This is a genomic window from Streptomyces albipurpureus, assembly GCF_023701525.1.
Classification (GTDB): Bacteria; Actinomycetota; Actinomycetes; order Streptomycetales; family Streptomycetaceae; genus Streptomyces; species Streptomyces albipurpureus.
In genome coordinates this window covers 6538-23051 of the sequence record NZ_JAMQAW010000024.1, presented here as the reverse complement: position 1 = coordinate 23051, position 16514 = coordinate 6538, and the positions used below count along the sequence as shown (strand labels likewise).

General features: G+C 69.3%; 12 protein-coding genes. 3 read left to right on the top strand and 9 right to left on the bottom strand.

The features are described 5' to 3' along the window. Positions 1–21: 21 nt before the first annotated feature. The 3 genes from NBG84_RS18535 to NBG84_RS18525 all read right to left on the bottom strand — a co-directional run bounded on the left by NBG84_RS18535 (position 22) and on the right by NBG84_RS18525 (position 5152). Positions 22–1326: an NtaA/DmoA family FMN-dependent monooxygenase gene (locus NBG84_RS18535; protein WP_250920606.1), complete on the bottom strand. Its 1305-nt coding sequence runs from the start codon at positions 1324–1326 to the stop codon at positions 22–24. Then, positions 1323–2405: an LLM class flavin-dependent oxidoreductase gene (locus NBG84_RS18530; RefSeq protein WP_250920605.1), complete on the bottom strand. Its 1083-nt coding sequence runs from the start codon at positions 2403–2405 to the stop codon at positions 1323–1325. The genes NBG84_RS18535 and NBG84_RS18530 overlap by 4 nt, the downstream gene beginning before the upstream one ends. Before the next feature lie 1508 nt (positions 2406–3913). Then, positions 3914–5152 carry a DUF5685 family protein gene (locus tag NBG84_RS18525; protein WP_250920604.1) on the bottom strand — a complete coding sequence of 413 codons (1239 nt, stop codon included), beginning with the start codon at positions 5150–5152 and terminating at the stop codon, positions 3914–3916. Positions 5153–5451: 299 nt separating this feature from the next. Here NBG84_RS18525 and NBG84_RS18520 point away from each other — a divergent pair, with 299 nt between their 5' ends. Beyond that, a complete protein-coding gene (locus NBG84_RS18520) occupies positions 5452–5898 on the top strand; it encodes a cell division protein SepF (RefSeq protein WP_250920603.1) in 447 nt (148 codons plus the stop codon). A 124-nt stretch (positions 5899–6022) separates the two neighbouring features. Here NBG84_RS18520 and NBG84_RS18515 read toward each other — a convergent pair whose 3' ends face one another. Together NBG84_RS18515 and NBG84_RS18510 are read right to left on the bottom strand one after the other, a co-directional pair. Further along, positions 6023–7213, bottom strand: coding sequence for an acyl-CoA dehydrogenase family protein (locus NBG84_RS18515; RefSeq protein ID WP_250920602.1), 1191 nt, complete (start codon positions 7211–7213; stop codon positions 6023–6025). Positions 7214–7329: 116 nt separating this feature from the next. Continuing rightward, complete coding sequence (locus NBG84_RS18510) at positions 7330–9093, bottom strand: MFS transporter (RefSeq protein WP_250920601.1); 1764 nt, start codon at positions 9091–9093, stop codon at positions 7330–7332. A 488-nt stretch (positions 9094–9581) separates the two neighbouring features. Between NBG84_RS18510 and NBG84_RS18505 the strand changes: the two genes are divergently transcribed. Next, on the top strand, positions 9582–10634 hold the full coding sequence (locus NBG84_RS18505) for a phosphatase PAP2 family protein (protein ID WP_250920600.1): 1053 nt from the start codon (positions 9582–9584) through the stop codon (positions 10632–10634). Positions 10635–10746: 112 nt separating this feature from the next. Here NBG84_RS18505 and NBG84_RS18500 read toward each other — a convergent pair whose 3' ends face one another. Then, the gene (locus tag NBG84_RS18500) at positions 10747–10962 is read right to left on the bottom strand and encodes an I78 family peptidase inhibitor (RefSeq protein WP_250920599.1); all 216 of its coding nucleotides are present in this window, start codon (positions 10960–10962) and stop codon (positions 10747–10749) included. 406 nt (positions 10963–11368) lie between these two features. On the opposite strand from NBG84_RS18500, the gene ctaD reads away from it, so the two are divergent. Further along, entirely contained in the window at positions 11369–13081 is a 1713-nt protein-coding gene (gene ctaD / locus NBG84_RS18495) for an aa3-type cytochrome oxidase subunit I (RefSeq protein ID WP_250920598.1), read from the top strand. Here ctaD and NBG84_RS18490 read toward each other — a convergent pair. The 3 genes from NBG84_RS18490 to NBG84_RS18480 form a co-directional block, all read right to left on the bottom strand. Continuing rightward, positions 13041–13997, bottom strand: coding sequence for a helix-turn-helix transcriptional regulator (locus tag NBG84_RS18490; RefSeq protein ID WP_250920793.1), 957 nt, complete (start codon positions 13995–13997; stop codon positions 13041–13043). The two genes, ctaD and NBG84_RS18490, sit on opposite strands and share 41 nt — an antisense overlap. A 116-nt stretch (positions 13998–14113) precedes the next feature. Next, positions 14114–15415: a glycosyltransferase family 4 protein gene (locus NBG84_RS18485; protein ID WP_250920597.1), complete on the bottom strand. Its 1302-nt coding sequence runs from the start codon at positions 15413–15415 to the stop codon at positions 14114–14116. 316 nt (positions 15416–15731) lie between these two features. Further along, entirely contained in the window at positions 15732–16436 is a 705-nt protein-coding gene (locus NBG84_RS18480; RefSeq protein WP_285367120.1) for a LysM peptidoglycan-binding domain-containing protein, read from the bottom strand. Positions 16437–16514: the final 78 nt, after the last annotated feature.

Here is a 16514-nt window from a genome sequence, read left to right as displayed (position 1 = left end):
TCCTCGTCAGCTCTCATACCGTCAACCCTTCCACACCGGTTGAGCCAACCCGAGGTGGGCACGGAGCGTCGTGCCCGAGTAGCAGGTACGAAACACTCCGCGCTCCTGGAGCAGCGGCACCACCTCGTCGACGAACTCGTCGAGATCGCCCGGGGTGAGATGGGGTACGAGCAGAAAGCCATCGGCCGCGCCCTGGCTGACGAAGTCGGCCATCGCCGAGGCGATGGAACGGGCGGTACCGACGAAGGACTGCCCTGTGGTCGCCTCGATGACCGTCTGGCGGATGGACAGCCCCTTCGCCCGGGACAGTTCCCGCCATCGAGCAGCGGTCTCCAGGGGGTCGCCGGTCTGCGTCAGCCCCTGGGTCAGCAGGACATCAGGTTCGGGATCGATCTCGGGAAGCGGCCCGTCGGGGTCGTACGAGGACAGATCCCGGCCCCACACCTGCTCCAGGACCAGCAGCGCACGCTCGGGGGAGATCTGCTCGTGCCGGATGGCGGCGGCCCGCTCCCGCGCCTCGGCGTCGCTCGCGCCCAGTACGAAGGTGACCCCCGGCATGATCTTGAGATCGCTCGGTTGCCGCCCGTAGGCGGCGAGTCGGGCCTTGACATCGGCGTAGAAGGCACGGCCGGCGTCCAGGGTGCCGTGCCGGGTGAAGGCCACGTCGGCGAAGGCCGCCGCGAACTCCCTGCCTTCGTCGGAGTCCCCGCTCTGGATGACCACGGGGTGTCCTTGGGGCGAGCGCGGCACGGTGAACTCGCCCTGGACGGCGAAGTGCTGGCCGGAGCGGAAGATGGGGCGAGGCTGTCCGTCGGGGGTCCAGGAGTCCCACAGTTCCCGGGCGGTCGCGATGAACTCAGCGGCCCGGGTGTAGCGGTCCACCCGGTCGGGACAGCCTCCGCGCCGGAAGTTCTCGCCGGTGAAGGCGTCGGACGACGTCACCACGTTCCAGCCGGCGCGCCCGCTGCTGAGGTGGTCAAGCGAGGAAAGCCGGCGGGCGAGTTCATAGGGCTCGTTGAAGCTGACATTGACGGTGGCGGCCAGACCGAGTCGATCGGTCACCGCGGCGAGGGCGTTGAGCAGGGTGATCGACTCGGGCCTTCCGGCCACGTCAAGATCGTGGACAAGCCCTTTGTGCTCGCGTAACCGGAGCCCCTCGGCGAGGAAGAAGAAGTCGAACAGACCGCGTTCAGCGGTTCGGGCGAGGTGTTCGAAGGACGCGAAGTCGATCTGGCTGCTCACCGGGGAGTCACTCCAGGCGGCGGGGCCGCCCGCTCCGGGGAAGTGCGCGGCGAGGTGGAGGCTGCGTGGCTGGTCGACGGTCATGAGTTCCCCTTGCTGAGCGCGTATCGGTTGGCTGGCCGAGCGAGGCCGAGGTGCTCCCGGAGAGTGCCGCCGGGGTGGAAGGTACGGAAGAGACTGCGGTGTTGCAGCAGGGCGACCGTTCCGTTGACGATGCGTTCGAGGTCGCGATGGGGTGCGATGGGGGCGAGATGGAAGCCGTCCACAGCCCCACCGCCGTGCCACTTGCCGATCAACTCGGCCAGCTCCACCGGACCGCCGCTGTAGTACGAGCCCTGGGTGGTCAGCCGAGGGCGGGAGTGGAAGCCGCCGAGGCCGGGTTCCGGGGTCGCTTCACTCCCACCGAGATCGACCGCGAGCGAGAGCAGGACCCGCAGGGACGACGGGTCCCTGCCGTGTGCCTCGGCATCGCGGTGGACCGTGGCGCGCAAGGAGGCGGCCTGTTCGGGGGTGGCGGCCCTGATGAAGACGACATCGGCGTACCGGGCCGCGGTGCGGCGTCCTTCAGCTCCCGCCCCCGTGATGTCAATGGCGGTGATGGGGCGGCCCTGCGGCGGCCGGGGCACGGTCGACGGCCCGCGGACACTGAAGCGGGTGCCCTCGAAGTCGACATGGTGCAGCTTGGATCTATCGATGAATCGGCCCCTCGCCGCGTCGCGGACCTCGGCGCCGTCCTCCCAGCTGTCCCAGAGCCGGGCCACAGCGTCGGCGACCTCACCCGCCTCCCGCCACAGTTCCTCGGCGGGGGCGGCCGGGCGGCGGCCGAAGAGCCGGGCCTCCGCTTGCGTGGCTGAGACACCCACCGCCCAGCCCGCCCGGCCGCGGCTCACCCAGTCGAGGGTGGCGATCGCGGTGGAGACATGGAAGGGCTCGGTGTGGGTGGTGGTGACCGTGGGCACCAGTCCGATGCGCCGGGTCGCGGGGGCGACCCGAGCGAGTACGGCGAGCGCGTCGAGCCCTGGCCTGGCGAATGAGTCTCCGAGCGTGACGAAGTCCAGGGTGCCGCGCTCGGCCAGGGTGACGAGTTCGGTGTAGTGATCGGCGTCGTACCGCGCCGGGCCGTCGAGCGCGACGGCCAGATGCAGGGGACGGGTTCGTGACATATCGGGTGCCTCTCCGGATGGTCGTTCCAGGGCGGGCTCGGTGGTCGGACTCCCCGGCCGCTGGCTGGTCGCGTGCGGGTTGGGGGATGTGCGGGGGGTACGGACTCCGGGTGCGCGAAAGCCCGGTTGGGGCTCGGGGTGATCAGGGCGATCGGGTTCCGCTTTCCGGCGACTGGTCGGGACGCTGGCGGGGGGCCCGTGCTGAGGGTGAGCGCGACTGATCGAGTGCCGGGCGCGAGGTGGATCAGGTGCACTGCGCTCGGCGGAAAGTGCTTCAGACGGTGCGCGAAGGACAGACCGCGGACGGAGAACAGACCGCGGACGCAGGACGGACCCGGTGCGAGGGGGCGACCGGGGGTGAAGGGCGGACGGTTCGCGAAGGGCGACAGGACCGTCGGCGGAACGGGGGGCGGGCCATGCGCACGAAGTCGGCGCTCGGCGGGAGTTCCGGTCCACCGAGGCGGGAGAGGCGCAACGCACCGCCCGCCCGGGCATCGGTGGACAGGCCGCGGGCAGCGGGCGAGGGCCGCCGGGGGCGGGGGCGCCCCTGGTCAGTCCTGGGCAGCCCGAGGCGCACGGTGCCCTTTGGGTAGCGCGAGAGTGAGGAGAGGACGGGTTGGGTGGGCCGGGGCTTCTCCAGTACCCGAGCAGCGGGCCGCTGAAGCCGGGCGAGCACACTGGCCTCTCCCGCCCCAGAGCATCTCCGCTGGGTCTCCACCGTGCGTCCCATGCCGGGGAAACCGCCCGCTCCGGCACGGCCAACCCAGGCGCGGTCAGGCCCGGCCCGGTCGGCCCCGGCGCGGTTGAGCCCATTTCGCCCTGGTAGCCGATGCGGCCGTGCTGCGGGGGCTCTCAGGGGCACGGGGGAGACGCGCGCACAGGGGGCGGTGGCCGGCAGGGGGCCGGGAGGCGTCGGGAGGGTGTCGGGAGACACGGCCATGGCAAGGCTCCGTCGATGCGGGGGCCGAACTCGGAATTCGCCTTCACCGGACACACAGGCAGCACCGGACAGTCGCACCGGGTCTCCCGGTGCGTTGGTGACGCGCACGATGGACCGCGCCCCTCAGCACGGTCTGGTCTTGAGGCTGAGGGTGGCAACCGTCCGCTGTCAAGGCTGTCCATACTGTGAGCAGGTTGTCTCATGACAGTTGACGGTTAGTGGGATGCCTGTTCCACTTGGGCCATGTATCGACAGCGGTTGCTGGTCAGGCGCTCCCACATCGACTTCGGTCATGTGTGGTCCGCATCCTGTTGAACCCACCCGTTGTCGTGACCCGCGCCCATTGAGGCGCTTGCCCCTTGCGTTCTCCTCGCGTCCGCTATCGCCGCCGTCCACAGTTGGATGGAGCGCTACGGCCACCCCTTCGCCTGGACCGACCGCCGGGATGCCCGCCCTTCACCCGCACCTTGACGCACACCCCCTCCCCTCATGCGCACGGCACTGATCGGGCTTCCCCGGGGAAGCCCGATCGCCGCTGTCCCTGCCGCGTTGCCCTCTGCGCGTTCCCTCAGTCGCAGGGGCAGCAGCAGCCGTCGCAGCTGCCGCAGTCCACACAGTCACCGTCCCGGCAGCAGCCCTTGCGCCTCTTGCGCGACCAAGGGCCCTCGTACCCCTTGGCACAGCAGATCTGACAGGTGCAGAAGAGGTACGTGAACATGCCGCAGCCGGGCAGAAGAGAGCGCGGCCTGGGGCGAGGGGGCTCCCCGCCGAACGACGGCGGCTGTCCCCCACCGGGACCAGCCGGGCCACCCGGGCCACCCAGGTCACCGGGCACTCCAGTACCACCGTACGGATTTCCGCCGTAGGGGTTCGTCCCGTACGGGCCGGCTCCGGGGCCCTGGGGAGGGTTGTACGGGCCGGGCGTGGAGGCAGTGGCCTGGTGGGAGCAGGCGGCCGTATCGAAGGTGCGGTTCACCGCGGACGCCAGTTCATGGGCGAGGAGCACATGCACCAGCCGGTCGTCCGCGAACCGGGTGTCCCGCAGGGCGAGCCGCACCCCGTGCACCGCGTCATCGGCGAGCCGACGGGCCTCGGGCAGTGAGGTGCCGGTCGCGGTGAGCGGATTCCAGGCACCTGATGCGGCGTCAGCCTCCTGGTCCTCCACCGCGTCGAGCAGATGGGCGAGCCGACCGAACAGACGCCCGGCCTCGGCAAGAGGAGCCTCGTTCTCCGGGCGTCCGGCGAGCACGGCGGTGTAGGCGAAGGCGGCGGCGGTGGCGGTCTCGGTGGGTTCGGTGACGGTCAGCAGCGGGGTGCCGGGGCCGGCGAGCGCCTCAAGGGCCGGCTGTCGATCGACGGCGTCCAGGAGTACGGCGGTGTCGAACCCGAGCTCAGCCCCGGCCCGGGCACCAGCACGATCCCAGCCGCGGGCGACTCGGCGGGCGGCGGCGGCCAGCGGCCGGCGGGCCAGCACCCCATCCCGGTCGGCCACATGGTCGCGCACCTTCGCGGATGCCAGCACCAGGGACACGGCCGCGGCGAGCCGGGCGCCTTCGCCACGGGCGACGGGGGTGGTGCGCATGGCGCGCAGCGGGCAGGGACCCGCGGTACGACGGGCGGCCGGGGTCCGCTCGGACTGAGCCTCCGTCAGAACCGAGATGATCAGCCCGTCGTAGTTGGTGACCACCCGGGCGAACTGACCGTGATCGGCGCGCAGCGCCAGGCAGAGCCCGCAGAGATGGGCCATCCACTCCGTCTTCAATCCATCGGTCAGACGGTGGCTGCAGGGCCTGACTATTCCGAACATCTCGTTCCCCCGTGAATCGTTTCAGCATGCGGGGGCATCGTAGCGAGCAGGGCTGGCGGGGCCAGTTCACCCGTACGTCCCCCACATCACCCATCTGGCCTCAGATTTATATTTTGATCCGATGACCGCCTGTGTACAGGAAGAACTCTGACGAACCACCACATCTTCTGCACCAGTACCGTCACGAAACCCGTGTGCGGCGACAATCCACTTGGCGCGCGATCCGCATGATGAACGAGCATAGGGACAGGAAAGACGAAAGACCGCTAGCAAGCGGACCGCAGTGGAAGGAGGCGTCGATGGGATCTGTGCGCAAGGCCAGCGCCTGGCTGGGACTCGTCGAAGACAACGACGAGCGTTACTACGGCGACGACTACGCCGAGTACGCCGAGGGCGCCGAGACGGGTGAAGCGTGGGTCACCGACCCTGAACTGCGGACGCCCTCTGATTCCGCACAGGAGGAGGAGAGCCGCAGGATCGCCACGGTCTCGCCCTCCTGCTTCCGGGACGCGCGCGGTATCGGCGAGCTCTTCCGGGACGGCGTCCCGGTGATCGTCAACCTCACCTCGCTGGAGTCCCCCGACGCCAAACGGGTGGTGGACTTCTGTGCCGGGCTGACGTTCGGCCTGAAGGGCTCCATCGAGCGGGTCGCGACCCGAGTCTTCCTGCTGAGCCCGGCACACACCCAGGTCGTCAACGCGGAAGCCCCGGGGCGCACCCCGGACGGGTTCTACAACCAGAGCTAGGCAGGGTGCTCGCCAGCCGCCTCCGGGCGCCGAGCCTTCGCCGTCAAACGAATCGACCGGTCCACCCGATGGCACGCTGGCCGCCCCGGGGCACCGGCCGATCGAAACGTCGTGGCGGACCGGCTCACCGGAAGGCGTCGAGGCCGGTGAGCGCCTTGCCGAGCACCAGTTGATGCATTTCGACGGTGCCCTCGTAGGTGAGCACCGACTCCAGATTGGTCGCATGGCGCATCACGGGGTACTCCAACGAGATCCCGTTGGCGCCGAGGATCGTGCGCGCGGTACGGCAGATGTCGATCGCCTCCCGCACGTTGTTGAGCTTGCCGAAACTGACCTGCTCGGGGCGTAGCCTGCCGCGGTCCATCCGCAGGCCCAGGTGGTGGGCGAGCAGAATGCCCTTGTGCAGTTCCACCGCCATGTCGGCGAGTTTGGCCTGGGTGAGCTGGAAGCCGCCGATGGGCCGGCCGAACTGCTCGCGGGTACGGGCATAGTCCAGCGCGGACTCGAAACTCGCCCGGGCCGCGCCCATCGCGCCCCACACGATTCCGTAGCGGGCATGGCTGAGACAGCTCAGGGGCCCCTTGATCCCGGTGACCCCGGGCAGCACGGCATCGGCGGGCAGTCTGACCTCGTCCAGTACGAGTTCACTGGTGACGCTGGCCCGCAGGGACCACTTGTGCTTGATCTCGGGGGCGGAGAAGCCGGGGGTGCCGGTGGGAACGGCGAAGCCGCGGATGCCGTCGTCGGTCTGCGCCCAGACCACCGCGACGCCCGCCACCGAACCATTGGTGATCCACATCTTGCGACCGGTCAGCACCCAGTCCGAGCCGTCCCGCTTGGCATAGGTCCGCATGCCGGCCGGATCGGAGCCGTGGTCGGGTTCGGTGAGCCCGAAGCAGCCGATGGTCTCGCCCGCGGCCATCGAGGGCAGCCAGCGCTGCTTCTGCTCCTCGGATCCGTAGCGGTGGATGGCGTACATCGCCAGGGACCCCTGGACGGAGACGAGGGAGCGGATGCCGGAGTCAGCCGCCTCCAGTTCCAGGCAGGCCAGTCCGTACTGGATGGCGCTGGCACCCGCGCAGCCGTACCCGTCGAGTGACATTCCCAGTGCGCCCAGCGCACCGAGCTCTCGGGTCAGCTCATGGATCCCGGGCAGCTCTCCGCGCTCGTACCAGTCGGCGATGGACGGCAGGATCCGGTCGGCGGCCCAACCGCGGACGGTGTCGCGGATCGCCAGGTCTTCGGGGCTGAGCAGCTCATCGATACCGAGGGGATCACGGGGATCGAAGGGGGCGGACTTCGGTGGTGCGGACATCGCGTGGCCTCCGGCAACACTCACTGGGGTTCGTCAGCATCGGACAGCACAGAAAACTAGCAGCGCTAGTTACGGGTCCGACGTTACGGGTCAGCGCGGGGTCAGTCCAGACCCGGTCACCTTGGCGTGTTCACGGCTCGCCGGGCCCGCCCCTCGGCGGTCGCGCCGTGCCCGGCGCCGTGCTCCTCGGTGCGACCGGAGTGCTCGGGTGCCGTCGGCTGGCCACTCCCGTGCCCCCTGGCGCCCGTGGCCTCCGCGCCGCCACGACGAGCCGGCAGCTGCACACCGGACGGGCGCCGGGGTGTCTCAGCGCACCGCGGCGGCGGACAGTGCTGCGCCGCCGTGGTGCAGTCCATGAGCCGGGGCAGCCTCAGCGCGGCGAGCGCGCCGAGCATCAGCAGGCCCGCGCTGACCAGCAGCGTCACATGCAGGCCATGGACGAAGGACTCCCGGGCCGTGGTACGCAGCACCGCTCCGGGGGCGCCGCCCAGCTGGTCCGCCATCCGGTACGCGCCGCCCAGGGAATGGGACGCCGCTTCCCCGGCCGACTCCGGGACCCCGCGCAGCGACTGGAAGGCCGGTGCGTAGGCGGCGTTCATCACGCTTCCGAGGAAGGCGATGCCCATGCCCGCGCCGAGCTGGTACGAGGTCTCACCGATCGCCGCCGCCCCGCCCGCGTGCTCCGGCGGAGCCTCACTCAGCATGGATTCGTAGGCGGCGAAGAGCGTGGTCTGCAGCCCGTAGCCGAGCAGGACGAACCCGGTGGTGAGCAAGAGGGGACGATCTTCCTGGCCCATCATCACCAGCAGCAGTACGGCCGTGGCAGTCAGCACGAAGCCCCAGCCCGCCATCTGGCGTGGCCCGACCCTGCGCAGGGTGTACGAGCCGGTCGCCCCGGCGGCCATCGCCGCGAAGGTCAGGGGCAGCAGCCGCAGTCCGGTCTCCAGCGGGCTGAGACCGAGGATCAGTTGGAGGTACTGAACGGCGATCAGCTCCAACCCCACCAGTGCGAGCATGGCGAGGACGATGCAGCCGACCGCGGTGGAGAAGGTGGTCGAGGCGAACATCCGCACATCTATCAGCGGATGGCGGCGCCGGCGCTGGCGGTAGACGAAGAGCACCAGGAGCGCCACCCCGACCAGCAGCGGGCCGGCGGTGCCGGCGTCCAGCAGACCGTGCCCGACACCGAGCCGCTTCACCCCGAGGACGACCCCCAGCACCCCGGCGGCGGCCATCAGGGCACCGAGGACATCCCACGGACCCTCGAATCCACCGCGGGATTCGGGCAGCAGCCAACGGGCCAGCGGCAGGATCATCAGCATCAGCGGGATGTTGATCAGGAAGACCGAGCCCCACCAGAAGTTCTCGACGAGGAAGCCGCCCAGGACCGGTCCGGCGGCGGCGCCCACCGCGGCGACGGCGGTCCAGACGCCGATGGCCGTCGCCCGCTCGCGTCGGTCGGGAAAGACCGCGCGGAGGATGGAGAGAGTCGCGGGCATGATCATCGCGCCACCGAGACCCAGCAGGGCACGCGCCGCGATCAGCACCTCGGGCGTACCGGCGAAGGCGGCCATCGCCGAGGCCAGACCGAAGACGCCGTAGCCGAGCAGCAACACCCGACGGCGGCCGACCCGGTCCCCCAGCGTGCCGAAGAGGATCAGCAGCGCGGCGCAGACCAGTGGGTAGGCGTCCACGATCCACAGCAGCTCCACCCCGCTGGGGCGCAGATCCTCGCTGACGGCCGGCACGGCGACATGGAGCACGGTCGCATCGACGGCGACCAGAAGCAGGCTCACACACAGGACCAGCAGGACGACCCAGCGGCTTGCGCCGCCACCCGCGGCACGAAGACGTGCCACGGCCGTGGTCATCCCGGACATGCAGTACCTCCAGTGGTTCCCTCGCGCTCGGCGGGCCAGCCAGGGACGGGACGGTCCCTCAAGGGTGGTCCAGGCATCGACGGGCGAGTGGGCCGTCAGAGTACGCCAGTTCACGCCAGTGACGCGTGGTCCGCATCTCAACGATTGAGGACCAGGCATGTGGCATACGCCACGCGGGTACCCGCGAGTCAGGTCGGCGGCCACCGGCCCCGGCGCCGTGAATGGGTCGGCCGGGCGGTTGGACAAGTACCCGGGAAGAGCATCGCCAAAGATGAGAAAGAATTCATACGACTAGCCGGGGAGAGATACTTTGCAACACAGAAAGGACATTCGACAGGAGCGTAGGAGCAAATGGGACGTGGCCACTCGGGAATTTCCAAGGCGGCCGCGAATATCACTCGCGGCTGAGACCTACTCCACATCACATCGTCATCACAAAGACGCTGGATCGGGCTAGTCGTGAGCTCACTCGCTGTAACGTCGATTGGGTGCGTACCGACATCTTCGCCCGCTTGGACCGGGAGCCGGAACCGCCGAAGATAGAGATCCCGCGGATGAGCCGCACCCGTCTCGCCCTCTTCGGCGGGACGTCTGCGTTCTACCTCGCCATCGTCATCGCCGTACTGGCTTCGACCTGGCTGGTGATCATCGACTGGAAGGTGATGTTGTTCCGGCCCTATCAGCAGTGGCCTGAGCTGCATCCCTATCTCGACTACTTCGTCGTGCTCGGCCAGCGCGGACCCACGGCCGTGATGGTCGCCGCGTGGCTGGGCTGGCGCTCCTGGCGCCAGCACACCGTGCGGCCCCTACTGGTGCTCGGCGTGTCGCTGTTGTTGCTCAACACGACCGTCGGCGCGGTCAAGATCGGCCTCGGCCGACTCGGCCCTCATTACGCGACCCAGATCGGATCGGCCGAGCTATTCGCCGGCGGCGATATATTTCCCTCCGGGCATACCGCAAATGCGGTCGTGACCTGGGGAATCCTCGCCTATCTGGCCACCACTCCGAAGACCAGGCGCTATTTGTCGGCGCTCTCCGCGACGGTCTCGCTCGGTGTCGGTCTCACCACCGTCTATCTCGGCACCCACTGGTTGAGTGATGTGCTGCTCGGCTGGGCCGCCGGTCTGTTGATCCTGCTGGCACTGCCCTGGTGCGAGCCGCTGATCGGGCGGGCCGAAGCGTGGATCTTCGCGCAGCGCGAGCAGTGGCGTGCACGCCGCAGGCTGGCGCCCTCGCTACCGGTCGCATCGGGCGGCCCGCGGGGTACCGGGGTGCCGCGGCGCCCGGCGCCGATCTCCTCCAGCGCGTCGGAGGAGAGTCCGACGCGCGAGCCGGTGGCAGCGGGCGGCCTGGTGGTGCCAGCACCCCCCAGCGGGAGGTCTCCAACCCAGTTCGCCCAGCCCAGACAGCATGCAGCCAGGGCTGAGCGGGCCGGTGTGAGCTCGGCGGGCCGACGTCACATCGGTGGGCCGACGGGGACAGCCGGCCACTCGGGGAAGCTGGGCAGGAAAGAAGCGAAGACGCCGTTCGACAGAGGCTGAGACAGCGGCGTAGCGAGAGGGCCCCGACCGATGGTCGGGGCCCTCTTCCGTTGGTTCGGCCCTCAGGCACGGGCTCCCGGGGTCCCCCGCCGCCGGGCCGGGTCGGGGTCGCTCACCCGGGCCAGCAGCGGGTGACCCGGCCGTTCTCCACCTCGAAGTTCAGTCGACCCGCCACATACTCCAGCGTGATCATCGTCCCCGGTGGCAGCGACCGGACCGTGGTCCAGCCCCGTTCCCGAGCACGCTCCTCAGCGCTCTCGGCGAGGAGCCCGACATAGGAGTCATGGGTGTCTTCGGGTTGCGATGGGGGGGTCGGTAGGGGTGCCATGACATCCACCGTAAGCGGCAGCGGACGGTGACGGAAGCGGAACGAGGGACCCGCTTCCCCGTGACGGATGGGGAGGCGGAGGCAGGCTCCAGCGGCCATACGTTCCTCGGTGGTCACGCTTCTGTCACGGGAAGCCCACCTGCGTTCAGCTCAAAACGGGTCACTCAAACGGGCAGTTCGACGCCGTGCGCGCGGTAATTCAGAAGCGATACCCGATCATGGAGAATTCCCGCCTGTGGAATGTGCAGGGCTGCTTCCGGCACTCAATGGGGGGCCGCGGAGAATTCACTATTTCCGTACCGAATCCCCTCTCTCTCCCAGCTCGGTCGACGACTGAGCAAAAGGGCGGCGGGGAGCCGGCCGGGCCCTCACCGCCAGGCGGGGTCGCGCGAGTGAGGGGGCAGCGATGGGTACGGAGACGGTCAGCGAAACGGTCACCGGGCAGAGGCCGTCGGCGGACCGGGGACGGCTGGTGGCGCTGGTGGACTGGCTGACCACCACCGACCACAAGAAGATCGGTCATCTCTATCTGATCACGTCGTTCGGGTTCTTCTTGATCGCCGGTCTGATGGCCCTGCTGATGCGCGCGGAGTTGGCCCGTCCAGGGCTTCAGCTGCTCGACAACGAACGCTTCAACCAGGCCTTCACCCTGCATGGCACGATCATGCTGCTGCTGTTCGCCACACCTGCGTTCGCGGGTTTCGCCAACGAGATCATGCCGCTCCAGATCGGCGCCCCGGATGTGGCCTTCCCCCGGCTGAACATGCTGTCGTACTGGCTCTACCTCTTCGGCGGGCTGATCGTGCTGAGCTCGCTTCTGACCCCGAGCGGCCCCGCCGACTTCGGTTGGTTCGCCTACGCGCCGCTGAACTCCCTGGAAAGGTCCCCGGGGATCGGCGCCGACTTGTGGATCATGGGACTCGCGCTCGCCGGCTTCGGCACGATCCTGGGCGCGGTGAACTTCATCGCCACCATCGCCGGTATGCGCGCCCCTGGGATGACCATGTTCCGACTGCCGATCTTCACCTGGAACGTGCTGTTCACTTCGATCCTGGTGCTTTTCGCTTTCCCGGTGCTGGCTGCGGCACTGCTGGTGCTGGAGGCCGATCGACGGTTCGGCGCGGTGGTGTTCCAACCGGAGAACGGCGGGGCGCTGCTCTGGCAGCACCTGTTCTGGTTCTTCGGCCATCCGGAGGTGTACATCATCGCGCTGCCGTTCTTCGGCATCATCACCGAGATCCTGCCGGTCTTCTCCCGCAAACCGATCTTCGGCTATCTCACGCTCGTGGGCGCGACGATGGCCATCACCGGACTCTCCATCGTGGTGTGGGCCCACCATATGTTCGCGACAGGGGCCGTACTCCTACCGTTCTTCTCCTTTATGTCCTTTATGATTGCGGTGCCCACCGGGGTGAAGTTCTTCAACTGGACGGGCACGATGCTCCGCGGGTCGCTCTCCTTTGAGACACCGATGCTGTGGGCGGTCGGTTTTCTGGTCTCCTTCCTCTTCGGTGGACTGACCGGCGTCATCCTGGCCTCGCCCCCGATGGACTTCCATGTCACCGATTCCTACTTCGTGGTGGCGCACTTCCACTACGTCGTGTTCGGCACGGTCGTTTTCGCGACCTTTGCGGGATTTCACTTCTGGTGGCCCAAGTTCACCGGCAAGATGCTGGACGAGCGACTCGGGAAGATCCACTTCTGGACGCTCTTCGTGGGTTTCCACAGCACCTTCCTGGTGCAGCACTGGTTGGGCGCGGAAGGCATGCCCCGCCGGTACGCCGACTACCTGGAGGCCGATGGCTTCACGGCCCTCAACACCATCTCCACCATCGGGTCGTTCCTGCTCGGCATCTCGACGCTGCCGTTCCTCTACAACGTCTGGAAGACCGCGAAGTACGCGCGGAAGATCGAGTTGGATGACCCCTGGGGGTACGGACGGTCATTGGAGTGGGCCACTTCCTGCCCACCGCCCCGGCACAACTTCACCGCGTTGCCGCGTATTCGCTCCGAGGCGCCCGCGTTCGATCTGCACCATCCGGAGTTTCTGCCCCTCCAGCAACCGCCGCGGGGCGCCGTCAACCCAGGGCCCTCGAAAACCGGTCCCGGGCCCTTCTGATGTACTCCGTCAGTTCCACCGGTTCGACCACCTCGAAGTCCACCCCCATCAGCAGTACATGGATCACCAGCACCTCCATGCTCGTGGCACCCGTTCGCAGCAGGCAACTCGCATCGTCGACGGCTTCCAGAACCCCGTCGGACGGACCGATGACCTGGGCCGCTTCCTCCATCGGCAGCTTCAGGCGAACGGTCGCCCGAGCCGCGTAGGTCCGAGTGGACACTCCCGCCGATACATAGGCCGCCAGATCCTCGGCCGGTGCCGGGCGGGGTGTGAACCGAGGGCCGTGCGGAGGTTTGGGGGTGATCCGGTCCGCCCGGAAGGTGCGCCAGTCGCAGCGGTCGAGATCCCAGGCGACGAGGTACCAGCGGTGCTCGGTACAGACCAGCCGATGGGGTTCGACCGTCCGTCGCGTACCGGCCCCCGCGTGGTCGCGGTAGGCGAACCGCACTTGCTCGCTGTCCCGGCAGGCGTTCGCCAGTTCGGTGAGGACGGATGCGTCCACCGGGGAACCGGGGGTACGCATCATGGGCACGGTGTAGGCGTTGAGGGCGCTCACCCGTCGACGTAGCCGATGGGGCAGTACCTGCTCCAGCTTGGCCAGGGCGCGCACCGAGGTCTCTCCGATGCCCTCGATGCCCTGGCCCGCGGCGGTGCGCAAGCCGACCGCCACGGCGACCGCTTCCTCGTCGTCGAGGAGCAGCGGGGGCAGTTGGGCACCCGCACCGAGTTGATAGCCGCCGCCGGTGCCCGGGCTGGCGTTGACCGGATAGCCGAGTTCGCGCAGGCGGTCCACATCGCGGCGGACGGTACGGGCGGTGACACCGAGACGGTCCGCGAGGTCGGCGCCGGACCAGTCGCGATGGGCCTGGAGCAGTGAGAGCAAGCGCAGTAGTCGTGCCGAGGTCTCCAGCATGGAGGCAGTCTGCCAGCCCTTGCGGACGGCTTCTGTCCGCAAGGGCTGGGAGGGTCGGGTTCGCCCGCGGGCCCAGACGCCCCTTCCGGTGTTCGCTCAGGGCCCCGCGGGTGACCTCAACGGGCTTTCGCCGGCTTGACGATCCCCTTGGCCCTGCGGGCCATGGCTCCCAGGGCGTGCCGCGTCGTGTACCCACCGCTGTAGACCGCGCCTCGACCGCGGTGGAGGGCGTCCCGCAGTGCGCTGCGCGAGCCGCCCTCTCGGGCCTGTGCGATCAGCGCGGTGAAGAGCTCCTCATGGCGTGCGGCGATCCGCGCGGGGTCGAAGCGCTCGGACGCGGCAAGGGCCGCGGCTCCGGTGCGCCGGCGCAGTTCGTCGTCGACGATCAGTTCAAGCAGCGCGCCGGCGACGGCGTCCACATCGCCGACGGGCACCAGCCGCCCGTCCACCCCGTCCGAGATGATCTCGCGCGGCCCGTACGGGCAGTCCGTCGAGACGACGGGCAGCCCACAGCGCATGGCCTCGACGATGGTCATCCCGAAGGACTCCCGGGTGGAGGTGACAGCCGCGATGGAGCCCTTGACCCATTCCTTCTCCAACGGGTTGGCGTTGCCCATCAGGAAGACGTGCTCGGTCAGTCGCAGGCGGGCGATCTGGGCGGTGAGGGCATCGCGCTCATTGCCGGTGGCATCGCCGCTGCCGTAGATCCGCAGCTTCCAGTCGGGGTGGGCGGCGGCCACCTTGGCGAAGGCTTCCACCAGGATGTCGTACCGCTTGACCCGGGTGAGCCGGCCGGCCGCGACCACGCACTTGGCGGTGGAGTCCGCCGGCGGTACGACGGGCGCCGGCACGCTGTTGGGTACGGCTTCGATCCGCACACCGCGCAGCCGTAGATCGCGGTAGGCGCGGGCATCCGATTCGGTGACGGTGGTGACGGCGTCCAGGAGGGGGTAGCGGTAGCCGATCTCGCGGCGCAGTCGGTAGCCGTGGCCGTCCAGGCTGAGGTGTTCCTGGGCGACCCGGATCGGCCCCCGGGGCGTCTCTCGGGCGATATGGACGTTGAGGCCGGGACGGGTACCGACGACGACATCGGCCTGGAGGGACCGCAGATACCCGCTGATGCGCGTGTCGGTGAGGACGCTGTACTGCTTGTGGCGACCGTCCCCGCGGGGGAAGACCCGGGCCGGTCGCCGGTAGTCGGGGTGCTCGCCGTCGTAGTCCCGGCTCTTCTTCCGCAGGTCGACGAGATGCCTCAGGGTGACGCCGGCGGGCGATCCCATGAGGGGGTCCTCCCGGTGGCGAAAGACCGAGACGATCTCCACCTCATGACGTTCAGCAAGGTTCTGAGCGAGATTGAACGTCGTACGGATCGTGCCACCGATCCCGTACGCGTTGTGAAGCAGAAAAGAGATGCGCATACGCCGCAGCGTCCGTTCCCCCAGATATCAAATACGGTCGGGAACGGACTTTACTGGGGCTTCACCTTTTCCGGAGTCCTCGGGGTCACCGGGGACTTGCCGCCGGACGGCCTCCGGCTCCATCCGCGCACCGCTCAACCGGTGGAGGGATGCTGTTCCGATCCGCCCCGCCCCGGTCAGGGGTGGCGGAGCTCGGCGCACCCGAGCCGAGCGCGGGACTCGGGCCTGCGGAGTGCGCCATCGCGGAGGCGGTCTTCGCCTCCGCGCCTACGTCCCGTCCCCTCGCCGCTGGGCGGGACGCAGGCGCGGGCAGCCGTCAGAGCGTGAGCCGCTGCCCGGGCAGGATGAGATGGGGGTCGGCCCCGATGACGTCCTGGTTGGCGGCGTACACCGTGCGCCAGTGGAGGCCGTGGGCACCGGCGATCAGGCTGAGGGTGTCTCCCGACCGGACGGTGTAGTCGCCACCGGGGACGCCGTCGCGCCCGCTCCGGTCGGCGGTGCGGTTCACGGTGCGGTGGGTGCGCTCCTCCAGCGGGGAGCGGGCCGTGGACGCCACCGGGGGCTTGGCCCGGGGCTTGAACGCCTTCGCCGGCGCTGCGGCGGGCTTGGCCTTGCCCTGCGGCCGGTCGGCCGCGGGTGGGCTGCCCGTGGCTCCGGCCCGTACCGAGCAGGTGGGCCAGGCGCCCCAGCCCTGCACCCGCTGGACCTTGGTGGCGATCGCGATCTGCTGGGCCCTGCTGGCCCGATCGGCGGTGGGTGCGTACGCCGCGCCACCGAAGCCGCGCCAGGTCGAGGGCGAGAACTGGAGGCCGCCGTAGTAGCCGTTGCCGGTGTTGATGTGCCAGTTTCCGCCGCTCTCACAGCGGGCGATACGGTCCCACACGCCGCTGTCCGCGGCCCTGGCCTGTCCAGCGGTGGCGCTGAGCAGTGCCAGCGGCGCCACCAGCGCGGCGGCGACCAGGGCCGCCGTCTCGCGTGTCCTACGGGGGGAAGCAGGCGTCGAACGGGAACTCGTGAACATCGAATCCCTCTCAAGGGCCCCGGGGTACCTCACAGCGGTGCGGTCCCGCGACGCGTCGGGCGTCCGAGTCCGCTCCGC

Bases quoted from the DNA above. Each gene is read 5' to 3' on its own strand.
- ctaD (WP_250920598.1), top strand. From the start codon at position 11,369: ATGGGTACGGAGACGGTCAGCGAAACGGTCACCGGGCAGAGGCCGTCG.
- NBG84_RS18525 (WP_250920604.1), bottom strand. From the start codon at position 5,152: ATGTTCGGAATAGTCAGGCCCTGCAGCCACCGTCTGACCGATGGATTG.
- NBG84_RS18485 (WP_250920597.1), bottom strand. From the start codon at position 15,415: ATGCGCATCTCTTTTCTGCTTCACAACGCGTACGGGATCGGTGGCACG.
- NBG84_RS18490 (WP_250920793.1), bottom strand. From the start codon at position 13,997: ATGCTGGAGACCTCGGCACGACTACTGCGCTTGCTCTCACTGCTCCAG.
- NBG84_RS18480 (WP_285367120.1), bottom strand. From the start codon at position 16,436: ATGTTCACGAGTTCCCGTTCGACGCCTGCTTCCCCCCGTAGGACACGC.
- NBG84_RS18515 (WP_250920602.1), bottom strand. From the start codon at position 7,213: ATGTCCGCACCACCGAAGTCCGCCCCCTTCGATCCCCGTGATCCCCTC.
- NBG84_RS18535 (WP_250920606.1), bottom strand. From the start codon at position 1,326: ATGACCGTCGACCAGCCACGCAGCCTCCACCTCGCCGCGCACTTCCCC.
- NBG84_RS18520 (WP_250920603.1), top strand. From the start codon at position 5,452: ATGGGATCTGTGCGCAAGGCCAGCGCCTGGCTGGGACTCGTCGAAGAC.
- NBG84_RS18510 (WP_250920601.1), bottom strand. From the start codon at position 9,093: ATGTCCGGGATGACCACGGCCGTGGCACGTCTTCGTGCCGCGGGTGGC.
- NBG84_RS18500 (WP_250920599.1), bottom strand. From the start codon at position 10,962: ATGGCACCCCTACCGACCCCCCCATCGCAACCCGAAGACACCCATGAC.
- NBG84_RS18530 (WP_250920605.1), bottom strand. From the start codon at position 2,405: ATGTCACGAACCCGTCCCCTGCATCTGGCCGTCGCGCTCGACGGCCCG.